Annotated in this window: 26 protein-coding genes; 13 read left to right on the top strand and 13 right to left on the bottom strand. The window is 70.3% G+C overall.

Features of this window, described 5'->3' with window-relative positions:
* Positions 1 to 14: 14 nt before the first annotated feature.
* The 4 genes from hemB to M7D61_RS01915 all read left to right on the top strand — a co-directional run bounded on the left by hemB (position 15) and on the right by M7D61_RS01915 (position 3,646).
* Positions 15 to 998 (top strand): porphobilinogen synthase, encoded by a 984-nt coding sequence (gene hemB, locus M7D61_RS01900; protein WP_298227033.1) that lies wholly within the window; start codon positions 15 to 17, stop codon positions 996 to 998.
* Positions 995 to 2,293 (top strand): glutamate-1-semialdehyde 2,1-aminomutase, encoded by a 1,299-nt coding sequence (hemL, locus tag M7D61_RS01905; RefSeq protein ID WP_298227035.1) that lies wholly within the window; start codon positions 995 to 997, stop codon positions 2,291 to 2,293. The genes hemB and hemL overlap by 4 nt, the downstream gene beginning before the upstream one ends.
* A gap of 38 nt (positions 2,294 to 2,331) precedes the next feature.
* The gene (locus tag M7D61_RS01910; RefSeq protein WP_298227037.1) at positions 2,332 to 2,703 is read left to right on the top strand and encodes a hypothetical protein; all 372 of its coding nucleotides are present in this window, start codon (positions 2,332 to 2,334) and stop codon (positions 2,701 to 2,703) included.
* A gap of 169 nt (positions 2,704 to 2,872) precedes the next feature.
* A complete protein-coding gene (locus tag M7D61_RS01915) occupies positions 2,873 to 3,646 on the top strand; it encodes a polyprenol monophosphomannose synthase (RefSeq protein WP_298227039.1) in 774 nt (257 codons plus the stop codon).
* Here the strand turns inward: M7D61_RS01915 and M7D61_RS01920 are convergent.
* From M7D61_RS01920 to M7D61_RS01940, 5 genes are all read right to left on the bottom strand, one after another.
* A complete protein-coding gene (locus M7D61_RS01920; protein ID WP_298227041.1) occupies positions 3,629 to 4,168 on the bottom strand; it encodes a YbhB/YbcL family Raf kinase inhibitor-like protein in 540 nt (179 codons plus the stop codon). The two genes, M7D61_RS01915 and M7D61_RS01920, sit on opposite strands and share 18 nt — an antisense overlap.
* Complete coding sequence (locus M7D61_RS01925) at positions 4,165 to 4,521, bottom strand: GntR family transcriptional regulator (RefSeq protein WP_298227044.1); 357 nt, start codon at positions 4,519 to 4,521, stop codon at positions 4,165 to 4,167. The genes M7D61_RS01920 and M7D61_RS01925 overlap by 4 nt, the downstream gene beginning before the upstream one ends.
* A gap of 82 nt (positions 4,522 to 4,603) precedes the next feature.
* Positions 4,604 to 5,122 (bottom strand): hypothetical protein, encoded by a 519-nt coding sequence (locus M7D61_RS01930; RefSeq protein WP_298227046.1) that lies wholly within the window; start codon positions 5,120 to 5,122, stop codon positions 4,604 to 4,606.
* 39 nt (positions 5,123 to 5,161) lie between these two features.
* Positions 5,162 to 5,851 (bottom strand): zf-HC2 domain-containing protein, encoded by a 690-nt coding sequence (locus M7D61_RS01935; RefSeq protein ID WP_298227048.1) that lies wholly within the window; start codon positions 5,849 to 5,851, stop codon positions 5,162 to 5,164.
* Positions 5,848 to 6,351 carry a sigma-70 family RNA polymerase sigma factor gene (locus M7D61_RS01940; protein WP_298227050.1) on the bottom strand — a complete coding sequence of 168 codons (504 nt, stop codon included), beginning with the start codon at positions 6,349 to 6,351 and terminating at the stop codon, positions 5,848 to 5,850. Before M7D61_RS01940 ends, M7D61_RS01935 begins: the two co-directional genes overlap by 4 nt.
* A 90-nt stretch (positions 6,352 to 6,441) precedes the next feature.
* Between M7D61_RS01940 and M7D61_RS01945 the strand changes: the two genes are divergently transcribed.
* Positions 6,442 to 7,365, top strand: a complete 924-nt coding sequence (locus M7D61_RS01945; RefSeq protein ID WP_298227052.1) for an aldo/keto reductase — start codon at positions 6,442 to 6,444, stop codon at positions 7,363 to 7,365.
* Here M7D61_RS01945 and M7D61_RS01950 read toward each other — a convergent pair.
* Complete coding sequence (locus M7D61_RS01950; RefSeq protein ID WP_298227054.1) at positions 7,362 to 8,276, bottom strand: 2-hydroxyacid dehydrogenase; 915 nt, start codon at positions 8,274 to 8,276, stop codon at positions 7,362 to 7,364. The two genes, M7D61_RS01945 and M7D61_RS01950, sit on opposite strands and share 4 nt — an antisense overlap.
* A gap of 140 nt (positions 8,277 to 8,416) precedes the next feature.
* Here M7D61_RS01950 and M7D61_RS01955 point away from each other — a divergent pair, with 140 nt between their 5' ends.
* The 3 genes from M7D61_RS01955 to M7D61_RS01965 are packed head-to-tail and all read left to right on the top strand — an operon-like array spanning position 8,417 to position 12,038.
* Positions 8,417 to 10,270: a circularly permuted type 2 ATP-grasp protein gene (locus tag M7D61_RS01955; protein ID WP_298227057.1), complete on the top strand. Its 1,854-nt coding sequence runs from the start codon at positions 8,417 to 8,419 to the stop codon at positions 10,268 to 10,270.
* Positions 10,264 to 11,193: an alpha-E domain-containing protein gene (locus M7D61_RS01960; RefSeq protein WP_298227058.1), complete on the top strand. Its 930-nt coding sequence runs from the start codon at positions 10,264 to 10,266 to the stop codon at positions 11,191 to 11,193. Before M7D61_RS01955 ends, M7D61_RS01960 begins: the two co-directional genes overlap by 7 nt.
* Positions 11,190 to 12,038: a transglutaminase family protein gene (locus M7D61_RS01965; RefSeq protein WP_298227060.1), complete on the top strand. Its 849-nt coding sequence runs from the start codon at positions 11,190 to 11,192 to the stop codon at positions 12,036 to 12,038. Before M7D61_RS01960 ends, M7D61_RS01965 begins: the two co-directional genes overlap by 4 nt.
* A gap of 8 nt (positions 12,039 to 12,046) precedes the next feature.
* Here the strand turns inward: M7D61_RS01965 and M7D61_RS01970 are convergent, their stop codons facing one another.
* Positions 12,047 to 12,904, bottom strand: a complete 858-nt coding sequence (locus M7D61_RS01970; RefSeq protein WP_298227062.1) for an alpha/beta hydrolase — start codon at positions 12,902 to 12,904, stop codon at positions 12,047 to 12,049.
* 50 nt (positions 12,905 to 12,954) lie between these two features.
* Between M7D61_RS01970 and M7D61_RS01975 the strand changes: the two genes are divergently transcribed.
* Both M7D61_RS01975 and M7D61_RS01980 read left to right on the top strand, forming a co-directional pair.
* On the top strand, positions 12,955 to 14,205 hold the full coding sequence (locus M7D61_RS01975; RefSeq protein ID WP_298227064.1) for an MFS transporter: 1,251 nt from the start codon (positions 12,955 to 12,957) through the stop codon (positions 14,203 to 14,205).
* A 9-nt stretch (positions 14,206 to 14,214) separates the two neighbouring features.
* Entirely contained in the window at positions 14,215 to 15,270 is a 1,056-nt protein-coding gene (locus M7D61_RS01980; RefSeq protein ID WP_298227066.1) for a lipoate--protein ligase family protein, read from the top strand.
* Between the two features lie 77 nt (positions 15,271 to 15,347).
* On the opposite strand, the gene M7D61_RS01985 is transcribed toward M7D61_RS01980, so the two are convergent.
* Together M7D61_RS01985 and M7D61_RS01990 are read right to left on the bottom strand one after the other, a co-directional pair.
* Positions 15,348 to 16,814 carry an amino acid decarboxylase gene (locus M7D61_RS01985; protein ID WP_298227068.1) on the bottom strand — a complete coding sequence of 489 codons (1,467 nt, stop codon included), beginning with the start codon at positions 16,812 to 16,814 and terminating at the stop codon, positions 15,348 to 15,350.
* Entirely contained in the window at positions 16,811 to 17,581 is a 771-nt protein-coding gene (locus M7D61_RS01990; RefSeq protein ID WP_298227070.1) for a lytic murein transglycosylase, read from the bottom strand. The genes M7D61_RS01985 and M7D61_RS01990 overlap by 4 nt, the downstream gene beginning before the upstream one ends.
* 28 nt (positions 17,582 to 17,609) lie before the next feature.
* On the opposite strand from M7D61_RS01990, the gene M7D61_RS01995 reads away from it, so the two are divergent.
* Positions 17,610 to 18,467 (top strand): site-specific DNA-methyltransferase, encoded by an 858-nt coding sequence (locus tag M7D61_RS01995; RefSeq protein ID WP_298227072.1) that lies wholly within the window; start codon positions 17,610 to 17,612, stop codon positions 18,465 to 18,467.
* A gap of 48 nt (positions 18,468 to 18,515) precedes the next feature.
* Here the strand turns inward: M7D61_RS01995 and M7D61_RS02000 are convergent, their stop codons facing one another.
* Positions 18,516 to 20,420 carry an MDR family MFS transporter gene (locus M7D61_RS02000; protein ID WP_298227073.1) on the bottom strand — a complete coding sequence of 635 codons (1,905 nt, stop codon included), beginning with the start codon at positions 20,418 to 20,420 and terminating at the stop codon, positions 18,516 to 18,518.
* A gap of 135 nt (positions 20,421 to 20,555) precedes the next feature.
* Here M7D61_RS02000 and M7D61_RS02005 point away from each other — a divergent pair, with 135 nt between their 5' ends.
* A complete protein-coding gene (locus M7D61_RS02005; RefSeq protein WP_298227075.1) occupies positions 20,556 to 21,338 on the top strand; it encodes a M15 family metallopeptidase in 783 nt (260 codons plus the stop codon).
* Positions 21,339 to 21,393: 55 nt separating this feature from the next.
* On the opposite strand, the gene M7D61_RS02010 is transcribed toward M7D61_RS02005, so the two are convergent.
* Together M7D61_RS02010 and pgm are read right to left on the bottom strand one after the other, a co-directional pair.
* Positions 21,394 to 21,903 carry a glutathione peroxidase gene (locus M7D61_RS02010; protein WP_298227077.1) on the bottom strand — a complete coding sequence of 170 codons (510 nt, stop codon included), beginning with the start codon at positions 21,901 to 21,903 and terminating at the stop codon, positions 21,394 to 21,396.
* A gap of 92 nt (positions 21,904 to 21,995) precedes the next feature.
* Positions 21,996 to 23,630 (bottom strand): phosphoglucomutase (alpha-D-glucose-1,6-bisphosphate-dependent), encoded by a 1,635-nt coding sequence (gene pgm / locus M7D61_RS02015; RefSeq protein WP_298227079.1) that lies wholly within the window; start codon positions 23,628 to 23,630, stop codon positions 21,996 to 21,998.
* 23 nt (positions 23,631 to 23,653) lie between these two features.
* On the opposite strand from pgm, the gene pheA reads away from it, so the two are divergent.
* A complete protein-coding gene (gene pheA, locus M7D61_RS02020) occupies positions 23,654 to 24,598 on the top strand; it encodes a prephenate dehydratase (RefSeq protein ID WP_298227081.1) in 945 nt (314 codons plus the stop codon).
* On the opposite strand, the gene M7D61_RS02025 is transcribed toward pheA, so the two are convergent.
* Positions 24,535 to 25,558: diacylglycerol kinase family protein (locus M7D61_RS02025; protein WP_298227083.1), on the bottom strand; the 1,024-nt coding region annotated here is incomplete at its 5' end. The two genes, pheA and M7D61_RS02025, sit on opposite strands and share 64 nt — an antisense overlap.

Raw genomic sequence — 25,558 nt, forward strand, 5'->3', positions numbered from 1 at the left:
TAGGCTGATTGGTCGTGACCGAGTTCCCCGTCATCCGCCCGAGGCGGCTGCGTACGAGCCCCGCGATGCGCCGCCTCGTCGCCGAGACGCGCGTCCATGCTGCCGAGCTCATCCTGCCGATGTTCATCCGCGAAGGCGCGGTCGAACCGGTGCCGATCGGCTCGATGCCGGGCGTCGTGCAGCACTCGCTCGACTCCTTCAGACGGGCTCTGCATGGGGCTGCCGAGGCGGGTCTAGGCGGGGTCAACCTCTTCGGTGTGCCGCTCGAGCACGACGCGGTCGGCTCGGGGGCGACCGATCCCGACGGCATCCTCAACGTCGCGACCCGCATCGCACGCGACGAGGTCGGCGACGCCCTCGTCATCCAGACCGACCTCTGCCTCGACGAGTTCACCGACCACGGCCACTGCGGCGTGCTCGCCGCCGATGGCTCCGTGGACAACGATGCGACGCTGCTGCGCTACGCCGAGATGGCTGTCGCTCAGGCCGCGGCGGGCACCCACCTCGTCGCGCCGAGCGGCATGATGGACGGCCAGGTCGCGGCCATCCGCGAAGCGCTCGACGCAGCGGGATTCCTCGACGTCGGCATCCTCGCCTACTCGGCCAAGTACGCGAGCTCCTTCTACGGGCCATTCCGCGAGGCGGTCGACTCGCAGCTCACCGGCGACCGCCGCACCTATCAGCAGGACCCGGCGAATCGCCGCGAAGGCGTGCGCGAGGCTCGTCTCGACCTCGCGCAGGGCGCCGACATCGTCATGGTGAAGCCGGCGATGTCCTACCTCGACGTGCTCGCGGACGTCGCCGCGATGAGCGAGGTGCCGGTGTGGGCGTATCAGGTCAGCGGCGAGTATGCGATGGTCGAGGCGGCCGCCGCGCACGGCTGGATCGATCGCGACCGCGCCATCCTCGAGACGGTGACCGGCATCCGCCGGGCAGGTGCTGACGCCGTGCTCACCTACTGGGCCCTCGAGCTCGCGACCAGGCTGCTGCCGCGATGACGCCGGTGACGACCAACGAAGCCGAGTTCGACCGCGCCCGTGCCGTCATTCCCGGCGGGGTGAACTCGCCGGTGCGCGCCTACCGCTCGGTCGGCGGCGCACCGCGCTTCCTCACGAGCGCGCGAGGTTCCCGGGTCACCGATGTCGAGGGGCGCGAGTACGTCGACCTCGTGGCCTCCTGGGGGCCGGCGATCCTCGGCCACGCGCACCCCGAGGTCGTCGCCGCGGTGCAGGATGCTGCTTCCCGCGGCCTCTCGTTCGGGGCGTCCACACCCGCCGAGACTGAGCTCGCCGAACTCGTCGTGGCGCGGCTGGGCGGCGCGATCGAGGAGCTGCGCCTCGTCTCCACCGGCACCGAGGCGACGATGACGGCCATCCGCCTCGCCCGTGGGATCACCGGCCGTCCGTTGGTCGTCAAGTTCGCCGGGCACTATCACGGCCACTCCGACGGCCTGCTCGCCGAGGCGGGCTCGGGCGTCGCGACGCTCGCGCTGCCGGCCTCCGCCGGCGTGCCCGCGCCCATCGCGGCGCAGACCCTCGTGCTGCCCTATAACGACCTCGGCGCCGTGCGCCAAGCGTTCGAGGCCCATCCGGGCGAGATCGCCGCGATCATTGCGGAGGCGGCCGCCGCGAACATGGGCGTCGTCGCGCCGGATGCCGGCTATAACGCCACGCTCGCCGAGATCGCGCACGAGCACGGCGCGCTCCTCATCCTCGACGAGGTGCTCACCGGGTTCCGCGTCGGCCCGCAGGGGTATTGGGGACTCGACCAGGGCTACGCGCCCGACCTCTTCACCTTCGGCAAGGTCATCGGCGGCGGGATGCCGCTCGCCGCGCTCGGCGGCCGCCGCGAGGTCATGGAGCATCTCGCCCCCGTCGGTCCGGTGTACCAGGCGGGCACGCTGTCCGGCAATCCGCTCTCCGTCGCCGCCGGGCTCGCGACGCTGCGGCTCGCCGACGGCGCCGTCTACGACCGGCTCTACCACGTCAGTGCGATCCTGCAGCGCGAGGTCTCGGCCGCGCTTGCTCGCGAAGGCGTCGCCCACCGCGTCCAGGTCGCGGGCAACCTGTTCTCGGTGCTCTTCGCGGACTCTCCGGCGCGCAATTACGCCGAGGTTCAGGCGCAGGATGCCAAGCGCTACGCGCCCTTCTTCCAGTCGATGCTCGCCCAGGGCATCCTGCTGCCCCCGTCGGTGTTCGAGGCATGGTTCGTCATGGCCGCCCACGACGACGAGGCCATCGCCCAGATCGTCGATGCCCTCCCCGCCGCTGCACGTGCAGCTGCACGCATTTAGTACTGCGCCGGGTATGCGGATGGGTCGAGAATGAGACCGTGGCCGACTTGCATGTGCACGGGGATCGTCTGGAGATCAGGCTGACCCCGGTCGAGAAGGGCTGGGCGCTGCGCAGGCGCGATCTCATCGTCCCGCGCGATGCGATCACGTCGGTGACGATCACGAAGGACCCGTGGATCTGGCTGCGGGGTATCCGCAGCCTCGGTGTGTACGTTCCGCTCACACTCGCCATCGGCGCCTGGAAATATCACGGCGGCAAGGACTTCCTGCTCGTGAAGAGCAAGTCGCGCGAGGCGGTCGTCATCGAGATCCAGCAGCCCGGCACGGGCCCCGAGGTCGCCGAGGGGTTCTCGCGGGTGCTCATCTCGACGAACGTCGCCGCCGAGCTGGTCGAGGCGCTTCGCGGCTAGACATCGGAGGCGGTTCGACCCGCTGCGCTCGGCCCACGAAGAAGGCGGCGATCACGATCATGCCGCGAGCCGAGGGGGTTCGGAGGTCTCGAGCGCGCCTCGTCGCGGGGGCTCTGCGCACGGGCGGGCAGGCGCCGCACAGGCATCGCCGGTAGCGTGGAGCCTCGTTATGTCTGTCCTGGTCATGATCCCCACCTACAACGAGCGCGAGAATGTCGAGCGCATCGTCGCCAGGGTTCGTGCGGCGGTCCCCGAGGTCGATGTCGTCGTCGTCGATGACAACTCGCCGGACGGCACCGGGGCGCTGGCCGATGCGCTCGCCGCGGCGGATCCGCAGGTGCACGCCATCCACCGCCTCGTCAAGGACGGTCTCGGGGGCGCGTACCGCGAGGCGATGCGCTGGGCCATGGCACAGGGCTACGACGTCGTGGTCGAGATGGATGCCGACGGCTCGCACCAGCCCGAGCAGCTTCCCCGCCTGCTCGACGCCATCGCGGCCGGGGCCGATCTCGTGCAGGGCTCCCGCTGGGTCTCCGGCGGCGAGGTCGTCAACTGGCCGCTGAGCCGCCGCATGATCTCGCGCGGCGGCAGCGGGTACGCGCGCACCGCGCTCGGGATCCGCGTCAAGGATGTCACCGGCGGCTATCGTGCCTTCCGCACCGCCGCGCTCGCCCGGATCGACCTCGACGAGGTGCGCTCGCAGGGCTACTCGTTCCAGATCGACATGCTCTGGCACTTCATCCGCGCCGGGTTCACCGTGCGCGAGGTGCCCATCACCTTCATCGAGCGCGAGTACGGCGCATCCAAGATGAGCACCCGCATCGTCGTCGAGGCGATGCTGCGCGTCACGGGGTGGGGGTTCAAACGCCTCGTCTCCGGCCGCCGTCCGGCAGCCGGGCCCGCCAGAGACCCGCGGAACCCGGAATCAGAAGTCGTCGGCTGACGCCGTCGGGACGATGATCGCGCGCGCCAGTGTGTGGAAGTGCAGCGTGAAGCCGAGCACGGCCGGAGTCGATTCGGGGTCGAGGTCGAGCCGGTCGACGTCGAGCGCGTGCACGACCGTGAAGTAGCGGTGCACCCCTGTGCCGGCCGGCGGTGCCGCGCCGGTGTAGTCGCGGGTGCGGATCTCGTTCTTCAGCGTCAGCGCGCCGACCGGCAGCTCTCCGGTGAGGGAGCCGACGCCTTCCTTGAGTTCGGTGACCTCGGCGGGGATGTTGTAGACCGCCCAATGCCAGAAGCCCGAGCCCGTCGGCGCGTCCGGGTCGTAGATCGTCACGGCGAAGCTCTTCGTCTCGGCGGGGAAGCCGGACCAGGCCAACTGCGGCGAGACGTCCTGCCCGCCGACGCCCGCATTGCGGTACTTCAGCGGCCACGGGCGATTGTGCCCGGCAGAGCTGCTCGTCACCGAGAACACGCCCACTTCGCGCAGCTCCGACAGCTCTTCGTACGGGTCGTGCCAGGTCATAGTCGCGAGCCTAACGCGCTCGCCACGGTGCTCAGCGCAGTGTCCTGGTCGACCCCGAGGGAGGCGGCGAGGCGGGCGTACTCGGCGGCGGCGGATTGCAGCGCCCTTGCCACCGGATCGCCCTGCGCCGCCACGAACGTGCCCCGCCTGCCGAAGGTCTCGATGATGGCGTCGATCTTGAGGAGCCTGTAAGCCCGGGCTGCAGTGTTCACGGCGATACCGAGATCGGCGGCGAGGGCGCGCACCGTCGGGAGCGGTGTACCGGCAGCGAACCGGCCCTCGCGCACCCCGTCCACGACCTGCTGGCGCACCTGCTCGGAGGGAGGCACGGGACTCTCCGGGTCGATGCGCATGCGGGCCTCCTCGCCAAGACGACGGAGACCACGCTATGCCTTCTCGACGCGAGCGCCGAGGCCGGATCCGGGTGCGGGGGCGTCACCAGCTGCCGCCTCCGTTGCTGGCCGACTTCATTTCGGTGCCGTTCGGGGCCACCACCCACCAGATGCCCTGCGCACCCTGTCCGGAGACGTCGCCGGGCGCTCCGTCACCGGCGTAGGTGTAGACCGGGAGGCCGTCGATGGTGATCTGCTGTTTGCCGCTCGCCGCCGGGATCGTCCCGACCGTGCCGGTCACCCCATGCACCGTCGGCGTGGCCGACGTCGTCGTCACGGGCGGCCAGGCGTTCGCGCAGGCCCCGGTGCAGACGCTCGCCCGCTCGCCCTTCACATCGCGGTCGTAGAAGTAGACCGTCATCCCGATGCCGTCGACGACGATCGTGCCGAGCGAGGTCGACGCCGTCGAGAGGTCGACAGCGTCGACGAATGTCGAGGAGCTCGGTGTCTGCGACGACGACGCCGCGCCGCCTCCGTAGCCGGGACCTGCTCCGGCGCAGCCGGCGAGAACCGATGCCGCGAGCGCTGCGGCGAGAATGGCGATGATCCGTTGCGTCTTCATGCCGAATACACGAACGAGTCGCCGGTCGGGTTCAACCTCTCAACCGAGCGGCGATGCCAGCAGCACCGCGCCGGTGGTGAGGTCGCGCACCTGCGCGGTGACGAGCCGGCCGGCGGGCAGCCCGATCGAGCCCTCGGTGCGGGCGGTCTGCCCGGCCGTGGCCGCCCACGATGACACGAGCGTCGCCGCGCCCGCCGCGTCGACGATGTAGAGGCCATAGCGGCCGGACGCGGGGTAGCCGGCGGGCTGCGCGGCGTAGGAACACTCCATGTCGATGCGGGTGCCCCACGGCTCGGCCGTCAGCGCGACGGAAGCGACCAGGGGCGAGGGCGTCACCGCGGCGAGCGCGACCTCCGCGCTCGGACGCAACCCGGCCCCGATGAGCGGCGGCACCGCGAGGGCGACGATCGTGGCGACCGCGACGGCGGCGAGCCCCGCCCACACCGCGGCGCGGAGCCGCCGTCGCCGACGCACGCGGTGAAGGAGCGCCGCGACGGGTGCCGGTTCGGCTCGGTTCTCGGCGACCGGCGCGTCGAGCAGCGCGAGCGCGTCGGAACGGTTCACTGTGCCGAGCAGCCCGGGCATTCCGGCGAGCTCGGCGACCGCGGCTCGGCAGAGCGGGCAATCGGCGAGGTGCTCTTCGTACTCGCCGCGCTCGGCGGGGGCGAGGGTGCCGAGCACGTAGGCGGCATCCCACTCGCCGTAGCGGGCGTGGTCCGGGGTGCTCACCGGGTGACCCCTCTCTCCTGCAGCGCCAGCCGCAGCGCGCGCATGCCGTAGTGCAGGCGCGATTTGACCGTGCCGGATGGGATGCCGAGCACGGCGGCGATCTCGACGGCGGAGCGGCCGCCGTAGTAGGCGTGCACGATGACCGTGCGGTGCTCGACGCTCAACGTCGCGAGGGCGTCGCGGACGAGCCATCCGTCGAGGATGGCGTCGGCCTGATCGGCGGCGACGGGTTCGGGGCCTGCATCGGCGGGCAGCTCGCGGGTTCGGCGGGCGCTGCGACGGTCGTCGATGACGAGGTTGCGGGCGACGGTGAAGAGCCACGCCTTCGCCGACGACTCGGACTGGTCGAGGACGGCGGGGCGCCGCCAGGCGCGGAAGAGGGCCTCCTGCACGATGTCGTCGGCGAGCGCCCCGTCGCCGGTGAGGCTGACGACGTAGCGCCAGAGCGGTCGCGCGTGCTCGTCGTGCAGGGCGCGCAGCAGCACCTCGTCGTCGCCCACGCGCCTCACCTCCACGGAGGACACGGATCGGAGGCCGATCGGGTTCAACCGCCGCCCGGCCGACCGTGCCGGTCTGACTAGTCTCGAACCGTGACCCGCATCGGCACCAGCGACCTCGACGTCTTCCCCCTCAACCTCGGCGGCAACGTGTTCGGCTGGACGGCCGACCGCGACTCATCCTTCGCGATTCTCGACGCGTTCGCCGCAGGCGGCGGCGATTTCATCGACACGTCCGACTCGTACGTCTCGGCGGCCGCGGACGGGCCCGGCATCAGCGAGACGATCATCGGCGAGTGGCTGGCCGCGCGCGGCAACCGCGACCGGATCGTCATCGCCACCAAGGTGTCGCGGCATCCCGACTTCCTGGGCTTGGCTCCCGCCACCATTCGCGCCGCGGCGGATGCTTCGCTGAAGCGCCTGCAGGTCGACGCGATCGACCTCTACTACGCCCACTACGACGACCCGGACGTCCCCGTCGCCGATTTCGTCGGCGCACTGTCGGAGCTCGTCGACGCGGGCAAGGTGCGCTACATCGCTCCGTCGAACTTCACCGCTGAGCGCGTCGACGAGTGGTTCGCCGTCACCGAGGCGAACGGGCTGCACCGGGCCGTCGCCCTGCAGCCGCACTACAACCTCGTCGAGCGAAGCTACGAGACCGATGGCCTGCGCGCCGTCGCCGAGAAGTACCAGCTGGGCGTCATGCCCTATTTCGCGCTCGCTCGCGGCTTCCTCACGGGCAAGTACCGTCCGGGCGTCTTCGTTGACTCGGCCCGCGCGGGCGGCGCGTCCGCGTACCTCGATGACCCGGCCGCGGTGACGAAGCTGGCGGCGCTCGACGAGGTTGCCGCCGCGCGCGGCGCGTCGGTGGCGACGGTCGCCCTTGCCTGGCTGCGCGCGCAGCCGACGATCACGGCGCCGATCGCGTCGGCGAGCCGCGTCGAGCAGCTGCCCGACCTGCTGGCCTCGGCGACACTTGAGCTCGCCGCCGACGAGCTCGCCGCGCTCGGCGCCTAGCCGCGCAGGACGACGTTTTCGAAAGGTTCGCCGTTGAGCGCGTGATCGATCTGCCGACGGATGAGTGCGACCATGCGCGGTCCCATCGCGTCCGAGGCGCCTCCGACGTGCGGCGTGACGAGGACGTTCGGAAGCGACCAGAGCGGGTGGTCGGCGGGCAGCGGCTCGGGATCGGTGACGTCGAGGGCGAAGCGCAGCCTGCCGCTCGAGGCCTCGGCGAGGATCGCCGCGGTGTCGGCGACGGGACCGCGGGCGACGTTGATGACGAGGGCGTCGTCGGGGAGTGCAGCGAGGAATGCCGCCGAGACGAGGCCCTGAGTCGAGGGATCCAGGGGTACCGCAGCGATGACGATGTCGACCGCCGGCAGCAGAGCGGGCAGTTCGCCGAGGCCGTGCACCCGACCGGCGGGTGTGTCCCGCGCGGTTCGCGCCACGCGCACGACATCGACGTCGAAGCCTGCGAGCCGTTTCTCGACGGCCTGGTTGACGCCGCCGTAGCCGAGCAGCAGCACGCGCCGGTCGGCGAGGCCCGGCTGCCAGTGCATGTTCCAGACGCCGTGCGCGGCGTCGTGCACGAAGCCCGGAATCCCGCGCTGCATCGCGAGGGCCAGCGTCACCGCGAGCTCCGAGGTGGCGGTCTCGTGGACCGTCGCCGCGTTGGCGAAGGCGAGACCCGGCGGCAGATGGCCTGCGATGCCGTCGTAGCCGATCGACTGCTGCTGGACGAGCCGGGTGCGGACTCGCTCGATCTTCGGAAGGAACTGGTCGGCGGGCAGGTAGGGCGGCACCACGATGTCGAACGAGTCTCGCGGTGGCGCGCTGTCGTCGAACGCCCACACGACGAACTCGACCTCGGAGCCGAGGGCGGGAGGGAGAGCGGCGACCGCGTCGGCCAGTTCGAGGTCAGGCACCGAAACAATCAAAGGCATGGCCTGACGATACCTAGGGTCGCCCGGGGTTCGGCAGCCGGACGGCGATTCACCGGGCCGCCGTCGTTCCCGGCGGTCGCGAGTGAAACGAGAGCGCAACACTTCGTCACTACAGTCGGGGCATGGGCGACCTGTTCCGCGGGTACGGCGCAACGCTGCAGCCGAAACCGCACGCCCCTGCTCCCGCCTACGACGAGATGTTCGCCGGCTCCGCCCACGGCCCGGACGCGCCCGAGCCGAGAGCCCCCTATCGCGACCTCCACGCCGCCCTGGGCCAGATGACGCAGGCCGAGCTGCGCGGGCGCACCGAGGCGCTCGAGAGCTCCTACCTCGCCCAGGGCGTCACGTTCGACTTCGCCGGTGAGGAGCGCCCCTTTCCGCTCGATGCCGTGCCCCGCGTCATCGAGGCGGACGAGTGGGTCGATCTCGAGGCCGGTGTCAAGCAGCGCGTGCGCGTGCTCGAAGCATTCCTCGCCGACTCCTACGGCCCGCAGAACGCGGTGCGCGACCGCATTGTGCCGGCCTCCGTCATCGCGAGCTCGAAGCACTACCATCGGCAGGCCCACGGCATCGTCAGCGCCAACGGCGTGCGCATCCACGTCGCCGGCATCGACCTCATCCGCGATGAGACCGGCATCTGGCGGGTCCTCGAGGACAACGTGCGCGTGCCGTCCGGTGTCAGCTACGTCATCTCGAACCGCCGCGTCATGGCGCAGACCCTGCCCGAGCTGTTCGTCTCGATGTCGGTGCGGCCGGTGGGGGATTACCCGTACCGGCTGCTGCAGGCACTGCGCGCCTCCGCCCCGATGGGCGTCGAGGACCCGACCGTCGTGGTGCTCACGCCCGGCGTCTTAAACTCGGCCTACTACGAGCACACCCTGCTCGCCCGTCTCATGGGCGTCGAGCTCGTCGAGGGCCGCGATCTCTTCACGAGCGGCGGGCACGTGTGGATGCGCACGACGAGCGGTCCGACGCGCGTCGACGTCATCTACCGCAGGGTCGACGACGAGTTCCTCGATCCGCTGCAGTTCCGCGCCGACTCCGTGCTCGGCACTCCCGGCCTGCTCAACGTCGCCCGCCTCGGCAACGTGACGCTGGCCAACGCGGTGGGCAACGGCGTCGCCGACGACAAGCTCATCTACACGTACATGCCGGACCTCATCCGCTACTACCTCGGCGAGCAGCCCATCATCCCCAACGTCGACACCTGGCGCCTCGAAGACCCGGACTCGCTCGACGAGGTGCTCGACCGCCTCGACGAGCTTGTCGTCAAACCGGTTGACGGCTCGGGCGGCAAGGGCCTCGTCGTCGGCCCCGCCGCGTCGAAGAAGGAGCTCGAGACGCTGCGCGCCAAGCTCATCGACGATCCGCGCGGCTGGATCGCGCAGCCGGTCGTGCAGCTGTCGACCATCCCGACCCTCGTAGAGGACGGCATGCGGCCGAGGCACTCCGACCTGCGCCCGTTCGCCGTCAACGACGGCGACGACATCTGGGTGCTGCCCGGCGGCCTCACCCGTGTCGCGCTGCCCGCGGGGCAGCTCGTCGTCAACTCCAGCCAGGGGGGCGGCTCGAAGGACACCTGGGTGCTCGGCCGCGAGACGGTGCCGCTCACCGGTGCGCACGATGTCAGCGCCATCACGGTCGACCAGGCGACGAACACGACGAGCATCCCGTTCGTCCGCGCTGACGCGAACGCTGCGCGCGACCAGGCACTCGTCGAGGCGGCGGCCGTCGGCCCCCAGCACTCCCCCGAGGAGGAGCCGGGCGGTCACCATCAGCAGGTGCAGCAGCAGCAGCAGAGCAGCGACGGCGATGACGGATTGCGCTTCCGCCAGCAGCACCAGCACCAGCAGCAGGCTCGCACGTGGGAAGGGGGTGACGCGCCTGCTCACTCAGCCATCAGCGATCCGGCGGCGTGCGCGCGGATCGTGAAGCGACGCGCGAGCGGCGAGGACGGGCGCGGCGATAAATGCTGAGCAGGATCGCGGAATCCCTGTTCTGGATCGGCCGCTACGTCGAGCGGGCCGACGGCACCGCCCGCATTCTCGACGTCCATCTGCAACTGCTGCTCGAGGACCCGTGGGTCGACGAAGACACCGCGTGCCGCGCACTGCTCGACGTCATGGGTTCGGCCGCCCCGGACGACACGCGCCTCTCCCGTGCCGACGTGCTCGACCTGCTCGCGGTGAACCGCTCGAATCCGTCGTCCATCGCGTACTCCCTGATGAGCGCCCGCGAGAACGCCCGGCGCGCGCGCGAGATCATCTCGACCGAACTGTGGGAGAGCCTCAACACGACGACCGCCCGGATGCCGCGCCGCGTCAGCACCGAGCGCGTCAGCGAGTTCTTCCGCTGGGTCCGCGAGCGCACCGCCTTCGCCATCGGAGTCAACGAGATGGTGATGAGCCGCGACGAGGCGTATCAGTTCTTCACTCTCGGCCGTTCGCTGGAGCGCGCCGACATGACGGCCCGCCTGCTCGCGACGCGGGTGCTCACCGAGGCATCCGGCCCGTCGTGGACGACGATCCTGCGCTCCTGCGGCGCCTACGAGGCCTATCTGCGCACCTACCGCGGTGTGCCGTCGACGCACAACGCCGCGGAGTTCCTGCTGCTCGACCGGCTGTTCCCGCGCTCGGTGTTCTACTGCCTCAACCGGGCCTCGGAGTGCTTGCGCGAGCTCGAGCCGCGCAGCGATCGCGTGGGCGTCAGCGACAGCGCCCAGCGCCTCCTCGGCCAGACCATCGGATCGCTCGAGTATCGGCCGATCTCGGAGATCCTCGACAAGCTCGTCGACAACATGGATGCCATCCAGCGCGTCACGAGCGCGACGAGCGAGGCCGTCAAGCAGCGCTACTTCCCGACGCACGCCATGCCGACGTGGGTGGGTGAGCGCATGTGAAGCGGCTCAGGGTCAAGCACATCACCGGGTTCCGGTACACCGGCGAGGCGAACGCCTCGTACAACGAGGCGCGCATGCTGCCGACCAGCACCGAGGGGCAGATCGTCCTCACCTGCCAACTCGAGATCCATCCCGGCGCGCAGCAGTACACGTACACCGACTACTGGGGTACCCAGGTCACCGCGTTCGAGGTGCTGAGCCCGCACCGCGAGCTCACGCTCTCGGCGTCCAGCCTCATCGAGGTCGGCGACCGGACGCACGGCGCCCCGCACGACATCGGCTGGGACGAGGTCGCGGCGATCGCCCTCACCCGCACCGAGTACATGGAGCAGCTCGCGCAGTCGGCGCGCACCGAGCCGGATGCGGGCCTCGCGGCGCTGGCGCGTTCGATCGCGGATTCCGCTTCCGGTCCGTGCGACGCCGGCGAGGCCATCGCCCGCGCGGTCGGCGAGGCGATGGAGTACGTGCAGGGCGTCACCGCCGTGTCGACCTCGGGCGCCGAGGCGTGGGAGCAGCGCCGCGGCGTCTGCCAGGACATCGCGCATGTCGCCATCGGCGCGCTGCGGTCGGTGGGCCTGCCGGCGCGCTACGTCTCGGGCTACCTGCACCCCGAGCCGGATGCCGAGATCGGCAGGACCGTGACCGGCGAATCGCACGCCTGGGTTGAGTGGTTCTGCGGCGAGTGGACCGGGTTCGACCCCACCAACCAGATCGCCATCGGCGACCGGCACGTGCTCGTCGGGCGTGGCCGCGACTACGACGATGTCGCGCCCATCCGCGGGGTCTACGCCGGAGCCGGCTCGTCGCAGACCTTCGTGACGGTCGAGATCACCCGCGAGGGGTAGCTCCGCCGCTACAGCCGCTCGTCGATCCAGGCGAGCTGGTCGGCGAAGACCTGCTCCTTGTTGAGCTCGTTCTGCACCTCGTGCCGGGCGCCCTCGTAGACGTGCACGGTCACATCGGTCAGTGCGGCGCGGTCGCGGTACGCCTCGGCGAGCGCGACGGCCGACTTCTCGCCGCCGAGCGGGTCGTCCGCGCCGACCTGGATGAGCAGCGGGATGTCGTGCTCGGCGGCGAGGCCGCGTGCCGGGCGTCCGTAGAGCTTGAGCCCCTCGACCACCCCGAGGGTCTTGATCACGTCCGCGGAGAAGTACAGCGGGTCGTTCGCCACTGCGCGCACGACCTCCTCGTCGCGGCTGAGCCATTCCAGGCCGGTGGCGCCCGGCTTCGACTTCCAGCGCTTGTTGAAGTCGAATCCGTTCATCGTCAGCGGTGTGCGGTAGGCGGTGCCGGTGAGGATCGCGAGCGCGTACTCGTCGGGGTCGCGATCGATGATGCGCTGGGCCATGAGCGAGCCCCAGGAGTGCGCGTAGAGGATCACCGGCAGGCCGGGATTCGCCGCCGTGGCGATCGCGGTGAGGTGCAGGATGTCGGCCTCGGCGGCGCGGAGCCCGCCGGGCCCGAGGTGTCCGAAGTCCTTGCCGCGCAGCCCCCACTGGCCGACGCCGGTGGCACCGTGGCCGCGATGGTCGTCGGCGTAGACGCTGAAGCCGTGCGCGTTGTAGAAGGCGGCGACGTGCTCGTAGCGCAGGGCATGCTCGCCGAGGCCGTGCGCGATCTGGACGACCGCGCGCGGGGAGTCCGCGAGCCACTCGTAGTAGGTGATGACGACGCCCTCATCGTCGGTGAACTGCTTCGTCACGCGCGGCACAGGCCTATCTTGGCTCAGAAAATAGTTATCATGTGTTAACAATGCGTGCGATGTTCCGCTCTCTCGCCCACTCGAACTACCGGATCTGGTTCGCTGGTGCGCTGGTGTCGAACATCGGCACCTGGATGCAGCGCACCGCCCAGGACTGGATCGTCCTCACCGACCTCTCCGGTGGCTCGGCGACCTCCGTCGGCGTGACGATGGCGCTGCAGTTCGGCCCTCAGCTGCTGCTTCTTCCGCTCACCGGCTACACCGCCGACCGCGTCGACAAGCGCAAGCTGCTCATGATCACGCAGGCCGGCATGGGCGTGCTCGGGGCCGTCCTCGCCGTGCTCACCCTCAGCCACACCGTGCAGCTCTGGCACGTCTACCTGCTCGCGTTCCTGCTCGGCTGCTTCGCGGCGTTCGACGCCCCGGCCCGCCAGACCTGGGTGACCTCGCTCGTCGAACGGGACGATCTCGCCAACGCCGTCGGCCTCAACTCGGCCTCGTTCCAGGCCGCGCGCCTCATCGGCCCTGCGGTCGCCGGCCTTCTCGTGGCGTGGGTCGGCGCCGGCTGGGTCTTCGCGATCAACGCGCTGAGCTTCGCCGCGGTGCTCGTGTCGCTCCTCCGCATCCGCGAGATCGTCCCGGATTCCGCCCGCGGCCGCCCCCGCGCATCCGGCGGCCTACTCGGCGGGTTCCGCTACATCGCCCGCCGCCGGGACTTCGTCATCGTGCTCACCGTGATCTTCGTCATCGGCACCTTCGGCCTCAACTTCCCCATCTACGCCGCGACGATGTCGACCGAGGTCTTCCACGCCGGTGCCGGGGTTTACGGGGTGCTCTCCAGCGAGATGGCGATCGGCTCGGTGGCCGGGGCGCTGCTCGCCGCGCGGCGCGAGAAGCCCCGTCTCGCGCTGCTCGCGGCGGGGTGCCTCGCCTTCGGGGTGTTCCTGGGGGTGGCCGCGGTGATGCCGCAGTACTGGCTGTTCGGGATCCTGCTCATCGCCGTCGGCCTCGTCTCGCAGACGATCATGACGACGGCGAACTCGTACCTGCAGCTCACCTCCGACCAGGAGGTGCGCGGGCGCGTCATGGCGATCTACCTCGCGGTGTTCATGGGCGGCACCCCGATCGGCGCGCCGATCGTCGGATGGGTGGCGGACGCCCTCGGCCCGCGCTGGGGTCTCGGGGTGGGAGCTGCGTCCGGCGTCGTGGGCGCCGCGATCGCCGGCGCGTACCTGCTGCGCCGATCGCCGACGCGATCGACCTCGTTCCGGCCTGCGACGACGCCGACGCGTGAGCCGCCGCGGTCTTAGGCTGGACCGATGCACGGTGAGTACAAGGTGCCGGGGGGCAAGCTCGTCGTCGTCGACCTCGACGTCATCGACGGGCGGATGGAGAACGCCCGCGTGGCCGGCGACTTCTTCCTCGAACCCGACGACGCGCTCGACGACATCGACGGGGCGCTGAACGGTCTGCCCGAGAACGCCGACGCGAAGACCATCGCGGACGCGGTGCGCGCCGCGCTGCCCCAGGGCGCGCAGCTGCTCGGCTTCTCGCCCGAGGCGATCGCCACCGTCGTGCGCCGTTCGCTCGCTCACGCGACGACGTGGACCGACTACAACTGGGAGATCATCCAGCCGGGGCCCCTGCCGCCGCGCGTACACCTCGCCCTCGACGAGGTGCTCACCGAGGAGGTTGCGATCGGCACGCGCGGGCCGACGCTGCGATTCTGGGAGTGGGATGAATCCGCCGTCGTCCTCGGCTCCTTCCAGTCGGTGAAGAACGAGGTCGACTCGGATGACTCGAAGAAGTGGGGCTTCGACGTCGTGCGCCGCATCTCGGGCGGCGGCGCGATGCTCATGGAGAAGGGCACGGTCGTCACCTATTCGCTCTACGTGCCGGCTGATCTCGTGCAGGGCATGACCTTCGCCGACAGCTACGCCTTCCTCGACGAGTGGGCGATCATCGGCCTGCGGGAGCTTGGCATCGACGCGTCGTACGTGCCGCTCAACGACATCGCGAGCCCCGCGGGCAAGATCGGGGGGGCCGCGCAGAAGCGCATCGGCGGGGCATCCGGCGCGGTGCTGCACCATGTCACGATGAGCTACGACATGGACGGCCGGAAACTCAGCGAGGTGCTGCGCATCGGCCGCGAGAAGATCTCCGACAAGGGCATCGCTTCGGCCGCGAAGCGCGTCGACCCCCTGCGCTCGCAGACGGGATTGGCCCGGGATGAGATCATTGCGCGGCTGGAGGCGACCTTCGCGCGGCTCTACGGCGCGAAGCCCGGCGCGCTGCGCCCCGAGGAGCTCGCCGCCGCGGAGGAGCTGGTGCGCACCAAGTTCGCCACCGATGAGTGGCTGTACCGCGTTCCCTGAGCGCCCCTGACTTCGGTTCGGCGCCGAGCCGACTGGATGATCCGGCCGCCTCCGAGCTGAACCGAAGTCGGCGTCAGCTACGCGACGACCCGCAGGTGCGCGACCTGCGGGTCGAGCGCGCCGCGCACGTGCCCGGTCGGCGCGGCGGCGGTGTGCTGGAGGTACGCGACGGTCTCGGCCGTGATGACCTCGCCGGGCATGAGGTTCGGGATTCCCGGCGGGTAGGCCGCGAGCGACTCCGACGACACGCGGCCCACGGCCTCGGCGGCGGGCAGCACGACGGACGGCGCGAACGCGGCCTCCCGCGCGAGCAGGCGCTGCTCGCCGGGCAGCGGCAGCTCGTGGGCCTGGAACCAGGCATCCGCCCCGCCCTCGGGCTCGAGCTCGTGCAGCCACCCTGCAACGGCCTCGACGTCGGGGTGCGTGCCCGGGCCGATGATGGCGAGCACGGTGGCGTCCGTCGACAGCTCGAACTGCACGTGGTGCCGCTCGAGCAGCGCCTCGCGCACGGTGTGCCCGGAGAGCCCGGCCGCGGCGGTGTCGATGGAGACGCGCGAGGGGTCCACCGCGACGATGTCGTCGAACGCGCCGAAACCGTCGCTCGCGATGCGGTAGCGCCCGCCGGCGCGCAGCAGCGTACGCAGCCGTTCGGCGAGGTCGAGCGAGGCGCCGATGCGCTCGCGGCCGGTCGCGAGGGTGTGACGGGCGAGGTCGAGCGAGGCGAGCAGCAGTGCGCTCTCGCTCGTCGACTGCTCGAGCGCGAAGCCCCGTTCCACGAGGGGTTCGAGCTCGCGGGCGAACTCCGACCAGCCGAGGTGCAGCATTGCGGATTGCGTGAACGAGCCGCCGAGCTTGTGCGTGCTCATGACGACGAGGTCGGCGCCCTGGGTGAGCGGCGACGGGGGGAGCGCGGGGTGGAAGCCGTAGTGCGCTCCCCACGCCCCGTCGACGATGAGGGGCATGCCGCGCTCGTGCGCCAGGGCGGCGAGCGCGGGGATGTCTGCCGTCGCGCCGAAGTAGGACGGCGAGACGACGTACGCCGCCTTCGCGCCGGGGTTCGCGTCGAGCGCGTCACGGAGCGCGCCGACCGAGACGCCATGCGCGATACCCAGCCGCCGGTCCAGCGAGGGTGCGACGTAGCGGGCGTCCAGCCCGGCGAGGATGATGCCGTCGACGAAGCTGGAGTGCGTCGAACGCTGCACGACTACAGGGTCGGCGCTCGAGCGGTAGAAGCCGAGCGCGAGCGCGGCGATGCGGTTCGCCTGCGACGAGCCGTTGGTGAGGAACCAGGTGCGCGAGCCGCCCCACGCCTCGGCGGCGAGGGCCTGCGATCGGTAGAAGGGGGAATCCGGCTCGAGGTCGATGCCGGGGACGAGCTTCGCAACGTCGAGGGCGAGCAGGCGCTCGCCGAAATACCGCGCCATGTCGGGCGCCGCGGCCGGGTCGGCGGCGTGACCGGGCACGATCATGCGCTGCAGCGGCAGCGCGGCGAAGCGCTCGAGCGCGTCGGCGAACGGTGTCCCGGGGTCGTCTGCGTGTGTCACTTCGCCATTGTCGCGGCTCGGGCGTAGTAATCGGCGTCGGAGAGCACTGCGCGGACGTACGAGTCGTTGGGGTTGTACGAGCGGATGGCTGCGGTCCAGCCGCCGCCGGACTGGAGGTCGCCGCCCGAGGCGCAGAGGTAGCGCGCGGCGCTGAGCACCGCGTCGTCGATGTCCTGGGGATCCTTCACGCCATCGCCGTTGCCGTCAGCGCCCCACCGTGCCCAGGTCGAGGGCAGGATCTGCATCGGCCCGACCGCGTGATCCCAGGTGGGGTCACCGTCGAGACGGCCGTGGTCGGTGTCGGGCACGGCGGCGTACGCGCCACCGTCGAGGGCGGGTCCGATGATCCGGCCGACGAGGTGTCCGTCGTCGGCGATGTAGGCCCCGCCGTGCCCGCCGTGGCGGGATTCCTCCTGCCCGATCGCAGCGAGCGTGTTCCAGCCGATCCGGCAGGCTCTGTCCTCGCGCGCCATGACGAGGGCGGTCTCGGCGTAGGCCTGGAGAGCGCGGCGGGGGATGCCGGCGGCGGCCGAGACCGCGTCGAGCCAGGCCGGTGCGACGGGCGCGGCGGCGAGCACTCCGCCGCTCGCCCCGGTGCCGGCCAGCGCCTGAGTGTCGGCGACGGGCGCCGCCTGCGAAGGCGCGGAGCCGACGACGACCGCCTCCGCCGGAGGCTTCGGCAGCGACACCCACCAGCCGACGATGACGGCGATGAGCGCGAGGAGGAGGCCGCCGACGAAAGCGGTGCCCGGTCGAATCCGCGACATCACGGCAAGGCTAGGCGAGGATTGCTGGATGATCGCCTGGACACCCGCGTCGCCCGACACGGTCGTCCACGGCGACAACCTGCCGGTGCTGCGTCAGCTTCCCGACGCGTCGTTCATGGTCATCTACCTCGACCCCCCCTTCAACACCGGCCGCGAGCAGACCCGGCACACGATCAAGACGGTGCGCACCGCGGACGGCGCGGGCGATCGGGTGGGATTCCAGGGCCAGAGCTATGAGACCATCCGGCTCGCCGCCCGCAGCTACGACGACACCTTCGCCGCGTACTGGGACTTTCTCGCGCCGCGCCTCGTCGAGGCGCATCGCCTTCTCGCCCCCGAGGGCACGCTCTATCTCCACCTCGACTACCGCGAGGCGCACTACGCCAAGGTGCTGCTCGACGGACTCTTCGGTCGCGAGAACTTCCTCAACGAGCTCATCTGGGCCTACGACTACGGCGCCCGCTCCAAGAGCAGGTGGCCGGCCAAGCACGACACCATCCTGGTGTACGTCAAAGACCCGAAGCGCTACTGGTTCGACTCCGCCGGCGTCGATCGCGAGCCCTACATGGCCCCCGGCCTCGTCACCCCCGAGAAGGCGGCGCGCGGCAAGCTGCCGACCGATGTCTGGTGGCACACCATCGTCTCGCCGACCGGTCATGAGAAGACCGGATACCCCACGCAGAAGCCCGAGGGCCTCCTTCGCCGCATGGTTCAGGCCTCGTCGCGGCCAGGCGACTGGGTGCTCGACTTCTTCGCCGGCAGCGGCACGACCGGGGCGGTCGCCGCCCGGCTCGGCCGGCGGTTCCTCCTCGTCGACGAGAACCCCGGGGCGATCGAGGTGATGCGCGACCGGCTGCCGGCGTCGACGAGGTTCGCAGGCGCTTAAACGCTCGTGCGCCCGCCGAAGCGGGCGCACGAGCAGCGTTCGGCGCGCTTAGGGGATGAGCGGTGAGCCGGTCGCTTCGGCCGCCTTGACCGCTTCCTCCACGAGGTCCTCATCGCCTTCGGCGTCCTCGGCGTCCCGGGCGTCCGCAGCCTCCTGCAGCGCCGACTTGGCGCGCAGCGGTGGGGTCTTGAAGAACAGCGTCAGGATGAATGCGAGGACCATCACTGCCAGCGACACCCAGTAGATCGCGATCGCTGACGAGTTGAAGCCCTTGAGGAACGGCCTCGACAGGCTGCCGTCTGCACCCTTGAGGAAGGACGTGTCACTGGAGAGGCCGCCGAACCCGCTGGTGCCGGAACTCTTCGAGAGGGCCGATGCCAGCTGCGGGGCGACCTTGTCGACGAACGCCGTGCGCGCCGCGTCGTTGGCGATGACGAGATGTCCGTTGTCGATCGTGCCGCCGGCCTGTTGTGCCGGCTGCTCGAGGGGTGTCGTGAACTTGTCCCAGATCAGGGTGAGGATCTGCTGGTTCGCAGGCTTCGCGGCCGCGGCGGGCGTGAGAGCGGTGGTGAGGCCGGCCTTGAGGTTGTCCTGATTGCTCAGCGCGGACTGGATGTTGCCCGGCATGACCGCGAACAGCACCGAGAGCAGTACGGCGACGCCGACGGTGCCGCCGATCTGGCGGAAGAACGTCGAGGACGAGGTCGCGACGCCCATGTCCTTGGGCTGGACGGCGTTCTGGCTGGCGATGGTCAACGTCTGCATGAGCTGGCCGAGACCGAGACCTACGAGGAACATGCCGATGTAGATGAGCCAGGTGCGGTCGAGGTCGAGCAGCAGGAAGACGCCGAAGCCGAGCGCGATGACGATCGTTCCGATGATCGGGAACATCCGGTACTTGCCGGTCTTCGCGATGATCTGACCGGAGGCGATCGAGGCGATCATGAGTCCGCCGATCATGGGCATGGTCATGAAGCCCGCCTCGGTCGGGGTGGCACCCATGACGAGCTGCAGGTAGAGCGGGATCGTCATCATGGCGCCGAACATGCCGAAGCCGACGAAGACGCCGATGATCGTCGCCATCGAGAAGGTGCTCGAGTGGAACAGCTTGAACGGGATGATCGCATCATCCTTCATGGCGCGCTCGATGATGAGGAAGCCGGCGATGCCGACGGCGCCGATGATGTAGCACAGCCAGGCGTTCCCGCTCATCCAGCCCCAGGTGCTGCCCTCCTCGGCGATGATGAGCAGCGGCACCAGCGCGACGATGACGGAGGAGGCGCCCCACCAGTCGATCCGTGGACGGTCGCGGGGGTGGTGTGGAATGTGCAGGAACGCGAGCACGATGATGAGCGCCGCGACACCGATCGGCACGTTGATGAGGAACACCCACCGCCAGCCTGCGATCCAGAGGATCTGGTTCGCCCCCGAGAACAGGCCGCCGACGAGCGGGCCGATGACGCTCGAGACGCCGAAGACGGCGAGGAAGTACCCCTGGTATTTGGCGCGTTCTCGAGGCGCGAGGATGTCGCCCATGATGGCGAGCGGCATCGACATGAGGCCGCCGGCGCCAATGCCCTGGATGGCGCGGAAGGCCGCGAGCTCGAACATCGACTGCGAGAACGTCGCGGCGATCGACCCGACGACGAAGATGGCGATCGCGAAGATGAAGAGCGGGCGGCGACCGAAGATGTCGGAGAGCTTGCCGTAGATCGGTGTCGCGATCGTCGACGTGATGAGGTAGGCCGTCGTCACCCACGCCTGCTGGTCGAGGCCCTTGAGGTCATCGCCGATGGTGCGGATGGCGGTGCCGACGACCGTCTGGTCGAGCGCGGACAGGAACATGCCGGCCATGAGGCCGATGATCACCAGCAGAATCTGCCGCTGGGTCATCACCGGCTTCGAGTCGGCGGGTGCGGCGACGCGCGCCGTGGTCGCGGCAGCTTCAGACATGCTCATCCCCATCGGAATCGAAAAATTTTGCGGTGACTGCAAATTTACACTACGCGCAGAGTCCCGGTGAATCGGTTCGGCGAACTGCCAGCGAGTGTTCACCTCGTCGGAACCGCGCCGCGTAACGTCGAGCGCGTGACGTCCCCGACTTCATCCTCGTTCACGCGCCGCGCTTTTGCCACCGTGCTCGTCGCGGCGGGCGCGGTAGTGCTGGACGCCTGCACCGGCAGCGGATCGGCGGGCGCGTCGGGCTCGGCGAGGCCGTCGGGCTCGCCGGTCACGACGGCAGCAGCATCGAGTGCGGCATCCGGATTCAACAAGAAGAAGTACTCGACCACCGATCCGGCGAGCATCTGGGTCGTCGTCAACAAGAAGCACCCCATGCAGCCGAAGGACTGGGCGCCGACCGACCTCGTCCACCCGGCGGTGGCGAACGTCAACGGCCAGCCGGTGCGCAAGGCCGCCGGCAGCGCGCTCGTGGCGATGTTCGCCGCGGCGAAGGCGGAGAAGGGCCTGACCCTCTCCCTCCAGAGCGGCTACCGCTCATACCAGACCCAGGTGCGGGCGTACGCGGCCGCGGTCGCCGCGAATGGCAGGGCGAAGGCCGACCGGGTGAGCGCCCACCCCGGCTACAGCGAGCACCAGACGGGCCTCGCCGTCGACATCAGCGCGGTGCCCGCTGCACACTCGCTGCAGACGGCGTTCGGCACGACAGCGCACGGCAGGTGGCTCGCGGCCAACGCGCACCGCTTCGGATTCCTGCTGCGCTACCCCGCGGACAAGGTCCGGGTCACCGGCTACGACTACGAGCCGTGGCATTTCCGGTACATCGGCACCGAGCTGGCGCAGTACCTCTGGAGGCACAAGGTCAAGACGCTCGAGGAGTTCTTCGGCGTCAGCGGCGGGACGAGCTACTAGCGGAGACCGCCCGCGGCGGCGCCTTCCCGCGCGACGGTCCAGCGGATCGCCGCCACTAAGCGGGAAGACGCGATTCGATCGCCTGGATGACCGCCGGGTCGTCGGGCTTCGTCTGCGGGCGGAACCGTTCGATCGAGCCGTCCGTGCCGATGACGAACTTCTCGAAGTTCCAGATCACCGGCCCGCCGAGGCCCGCGTGGTCGCGCTTGCGCTTGAGGCTGCGGTAGAGCGGATGCGCATCGCGGCCGTTGACCTCGGTCTTCTCCATGAGCGGGAAGCTCACGCCGTAGCTCGTCGAGCAGAACTCCTTGATCTCCTCGGACGAGCCGGGCTCCTGCCCGCCGAACTGGTTGCAGGGGAAGCCGAGCACGGTGAAGCCGCGCTCGCCGTACTTCTCCTGCAGCTCCTCGAGCTGCTCGTACTGCGGCGTCAGACCGCACTTCGAGGCGACGTTGACGACGAGCACGACCTTGTCGGCATAGTCGGCGAGGCTCGTCGGGGCCCCGTCGATCGTGGTGAGCGGGATGTCGCGGATGCTGATCTTCTGAGTGGATGTGGTGGACATGGCCTGAGGCTAACCCCGCGTGTGCACGTTGTTCACTGCGGAAATCCTGGGAGTCGAGTGGATCATTCAGTCGGCTGCGAGCTGATCCGACGTTATGCGCGCGCCGAGGCGCCGAGCGCCGTGGCGAGGATCGTGCGCGCCTCGGCCTGCACCTGGGCGAGGTGCTCCGGCCCCTTGAACGACTCGGCGTAGAGCTTGTAGACGTCCTCGGTGCCGCTGGGGCGGGCGGCGAACCACGCGGAATCCGCCACGACCTTGACCCCGCCGAGGGCGGCGCCATTGCCCGGCGCGGCCGACAGCTTCGCCGTGATGGGCTCGCCAGCGAGCGTCGTTGCGGTGACCGAGTCGCCGGTGAGGGCGCCGAGCGCCGCCTTCTCCGCCTTCGAGGCGGGGGCATCGACGCGCTCGTAGGCGGGGGCGCCGTACTTCGCGGTGAGGTCGCCGTAGAGCTCCGACGGCGAGCGGCCGGTCACGGCGATGATCTCGCTCGCGAGCAGCGCGAGCAGGATGCCGTCCTTGTCGGTCGTCCACGCGCTGCCGTCGAGGCGGAGGAATGAGGCGCCGGCGGACTCCTCGCCGCCAAAACCGACCGAGCCGTCGGCGAGGCCGGGCACGAACCACTTGAAGCCGACCGGCACCTCCCAGAGGCGACGGCCCAAACCGGCGGCGACCCGGTCGATGATCGCCGAGGAGACGAAGGTCTTGCCGATCGCGGCGTCCGATCGCCAGCCGGGGCGGTGCGAGTAGAGGTAGTCGATGGCGACGGCGAGGTAGTGGTTGGGGTTCATGAGGCCGCCGTCGGGGGTGATGATGCCGTGCCGGTCGGCGTCGGCGTCGTTGCCGGTCACGACGTCGAACTCGTGCCGGTGGGGCAGCACGGCCGCCATGACGTTGGGCGAGGACGGGTCCATCCGGATCTTGCCGTCCCAGTCGAGGGTGGCGAACGGCCAGCGCGGGTCGACCCGCGGGTTCACGACGGTGAGGTCGAGGCCGTAGCGCTCGGCGATGGCCGACCAGTACGAGACGGATGCCCCGCCGAGGGGGTCCGCCCCGATGCGCACGCCCGCGCGCGCGATCGCCGCGACGTCGATGATCGACGCCAGGTCGTCGACGTAGACGCCGCGGAAGTCGTAGGCCTCGACCGCCGACGGCTCGGCCTCGCGCACCTCGCGGAGGCCGCCCTCGATGATGGTGTTCGCGCGCGCGGCGATCCACGAGGTCGCGTCCGAGTCGGCGGGGCCGCCGTGCGGCGGGTTGTACTTGAAACCGCCGTCGCGCGGTGGGTTGTGCGAGGGGGTCACGACGATGCCGTCGGCCTGCGGTTCGCCGGGGTGCGCGCGGTTGTAGGCGATGATCGCGTGGCTGATGGCGGGCGTCGGCACGTAGTCGCCGAACTCGTCGACGAGCACGCGCACCCCGTTGCCGACGAGAACCTCGAGCGCGGTGGTCTGGGCGGGCGCGCTGAGCGCATGGGTGTCCGCGCCGATGAAGAGCGGGCCGGTCGTGCCCTGCGAGGCGCGGTACTCGCAGATCGCCTGGGTGATCGCGGCGATGTGGTCCTCGTTGAAGGCGGCGTCGAAGGCGCTGCCGCGATGTCCGCTCGTGCCGAAGACCACGCGCTGCGCGGGATCGGAGGCATCCGGATGCAGCTCGAAATACGCTCGAACCAGCGCTTCGTCGTCGATGAGATCGGATTCCTGAGCAAGCTGTCCTGCGCGCTCGTGCATGCCCTGAACGCTAGTCTCGACGCGTGACCGACACCTACTCCTACCTGGGCCCGGCGGGCACGTTCACCGAGGCGGCGCTGCGTCAGGTGGAGGCCGCTCAGGGCCAGGATTGGCGTGCGGTCAGCAATATCGGCGAGGCGCTCGGCGATGTCGTCGCCGGCCGCTCGGTGGCGGCCGTGATCGCCATCGAGAACTCCATCGACGGGGGAGTCTCGGTGGCGCAGGACGCTCTCGCGACGATCCCCGGCCTGCGGATCATCGGCGAATACCTCGTGCCGATCTCGTTCGTCCTCGTCGCGAGGCCCGGCACGACGCTCGCCGACGTGACGACCATCGCCGCGCACCCGGTCGCCTATGCGCAGTGCCAGGGCTGGCTCAACGCCGCCCTGCCCGCACATCACCACCTTCCGGCGTCGAGCAACGTGCAGTCGGCGACGCAGCTGCTCGAGGTGGATGAGGCGGGCAATCCGGCGAGCATCGCGGATGCCGCGATCGCGCCGCCCACGATCATCGACCACTATGACCTCGCGGTCCTCGCCGAGGGCATCATCGACAACGCCGCGGCGGTGACACGGTTCGCGCTCGTGACGACGAGCACGGCCATCCCGGCCTCGACGGGCGCCGACAAGACGAGCCTCATCGCCGAGCTGCCCACCGATCGCGCCGGCTCGCTCGTCGAGATGCTCGAGCAGTTCTCCACTCGCGGGGTCAACATGAGTCTGCTCGAATCACGGCCCATCGGTGACGAGCTCGGCCGGCACCGCTTCATCGTCGACGTCGACGGCCACATCAACGACGAGCGCATCGCCGACGCCCTGCAGGGCGTCTACCGCTTCACGTCGAAGGTCGTCTTCCTCGGCTCGTACCCCCGCGCCGACCGCCAGCCGGTCCTCTTCGACGAGCGCTACTCGGATGCCGTGTACCGCGAGGCCCGCGCCTGGGTCGCCGGCCTGCTCAGCGAATCCTGATCCGAGATGCCGGGGTTCAACGCCTTCCCGCGCGGGCGGGGCCGGCCGGGAGGCTCTCGGCCCGGCGCGGGAACCCTGACCAGCAGCGCCCCCGGGTCCGAGCGGAACACCGCCTCGTCGACGAGCCCGATGAGATCGCCGTCGAGTTCGCCCGGCAGCTTGTCGTCGAGGGTGACGCGCATGCCGCTGCCGCGCGCGTAGGTGATGACGTTGGGCGAGTTCTTCTCCCGCAGCTGGATGATGCGCCGCCCGAAGCGGCTGCGGCGCAGCACATGGTTCTCCCACGCGACCGTGCGCCAGACGAAGAGCCAGCCGAACATCGAGCGCGGATGCAGCACGGCGAGGTCGAGCATGCCGTCGTCGACGGCCACATCCGGCATGAGGTCGAGTCCGCCGGGCATCACGCCGGCATTGCCGACGAGCACCGAGTGGGCGGTGCACGAGTGCTCGCGGTGGCCGTCGACCTGGTAGTGCACGACCGAGGGCTTCGCGGTGGTGAGCGAGCGGAATCCGCCTTCGACGTACGCCAGCCAGCCCAGGTGCTTCTTGAGCAGGGGCTGGGTGTTGGCCACCATGTGCGCGTCGATGCCGATGCCGGCCACGACGAGGAAGGCGTGCTGCGCGACGGGTTCGCCGTCCTCGAGGACGGCCATGAGCCCGACGTCGATGGTGCGCTCGGCGCCGTCGAAGGCGATCGTGACGGCCCGGGGCAGGCTCGACACCGGAACACCCAGCGCCCGCGCGAGGAGGTTGCCCGTGCCCGAGGGCACGATGCCGACCGGGATTCCGCTGTGCCGCAGCTCCCCCGCGGCGATGCGTACCGTCCCGTCGCCGCCCGCGACGAGGATCGCGCTCGGCCGTGCGGCGACGGCCTCGCGGACGGCGCCGGCGCCGGCGTCCGCTGCGGCGGTCGGGAACCACAGCGGCTCGTCGAGTCCGCGCGCGATCGCCGCTGCCGTG

Origin of the sequence: Gryllotalpicola sp., assembly GCF_027352875.1 — a bacterium.
In the GTDB taxonomy this organism is placed as follows: Bacteria; Actinomycetota; Actinomycetes; order Actinomycetales; family Microbacteriaceae; genus Gryllotalpicola.

Excerpts from the sequence above, each read along its gene's own strand:
- hemL (WP_298227035.1), top strand. The coding sequence starts at position 995 with ATGACGCCGGTGACGACCAACGAAGCCGAGTTCGACCGCGCCCGTGCC.
- M7D61_RS01915 (WP_298227039.1), top strand. The coding sequence starts at position 2,873 with ATGTCTGTCCTGGTCATGATCCCCACCTACAACGAGCGCGAGAATGTC.
- M7D61_RS01920 (WP_298227041.1), bottom strand. The coding sequence starts at position 4,168 with ATGACCTGGCACGACCCGTACGAAGAGCTGTCGGAGCTGCGCGAAGTG.
- M7D61_RS01925 (WP_298227044.1), bottom strand. The coding sequence starts at position 4,521 with ATGCGCATCGACCCGGAGAGTCCCGTGCCTCCCTCCGAGCAGGTGCGC.
- M7D61_RS01930 (WP_298227046.1), bottom strand. The coding sequence starts at position 5,122 with ATGAAGACGCAACGGATCATCGCCATTCTCGCCGCAGCGCTCGCGGCA.
- M7D61_RS01955 (WP_298227057.1), top strand. The coding sequence starts at position 8,417 with ATGGGCGACCTGTTCCGCGGGTACGGCGCAACGCTGCAGCCGAAACCG.
- M7D61_RS01960 (WP_298227058.1), top strand. The coding sequence starts at position 10,264 with ATGCTGAGCAGGATCGCGGAATCCCTGTTCTGGATCGGCCGCTACGTC.
- M7D61_RS01975 (WP_298227064.1), top strand. The coding sequence starts at position 12,955 with ATGTTCCGCTCTCTCGCCCACTCGAACTACCGGATCTGGTTCGCTGGT.
- M7D61_RS01980 (WP_298227066.1), top strand. The coding sequence starts at position 14,215 with ATGCACGGTGAGTACAAGGTGCCGGGGGGCAAGCTCGTCGTCGTCGAC.
- M7D61_RS01990 (WP_298227070.1), bottom strand. The coding sequence starts at position 17,581 with ATGTCGCGGATTCGACCGGGCACCGCTTTCGTCGGCGGCCTCCTCCTC.
- M7D61_RS01995 (WP_298227072.1), top strand. The coding sequence starts at position 17,610 with ATGATCGCCTGGACACCCGCGTCGCCCGACACGGTCGTCCACGGCGAC.
- M7D61_RS02000 (WP_298227073.1), bottom strand. The coding sequence starts at position 20,420 with ATGTCTGAAGCTGCCGCGACCACGGCGCGCGTCGCCGCACCCGCCGAC.
- M7D61_RS02010 (WP_298227077.1), bottom strand. The coding sequence starts at position 21,903 with ATGTCCACCACATCCACTCAGAAGATCAGCATCCGCGACATCCCGCTC.
- pgm (WP_298227079.1), bottom strand. The coding sequence starts at position 23,630 with ATGCACGAGCGCGCAGGACAGCTTGCTCAGGAATCCGATCTCATCGAC.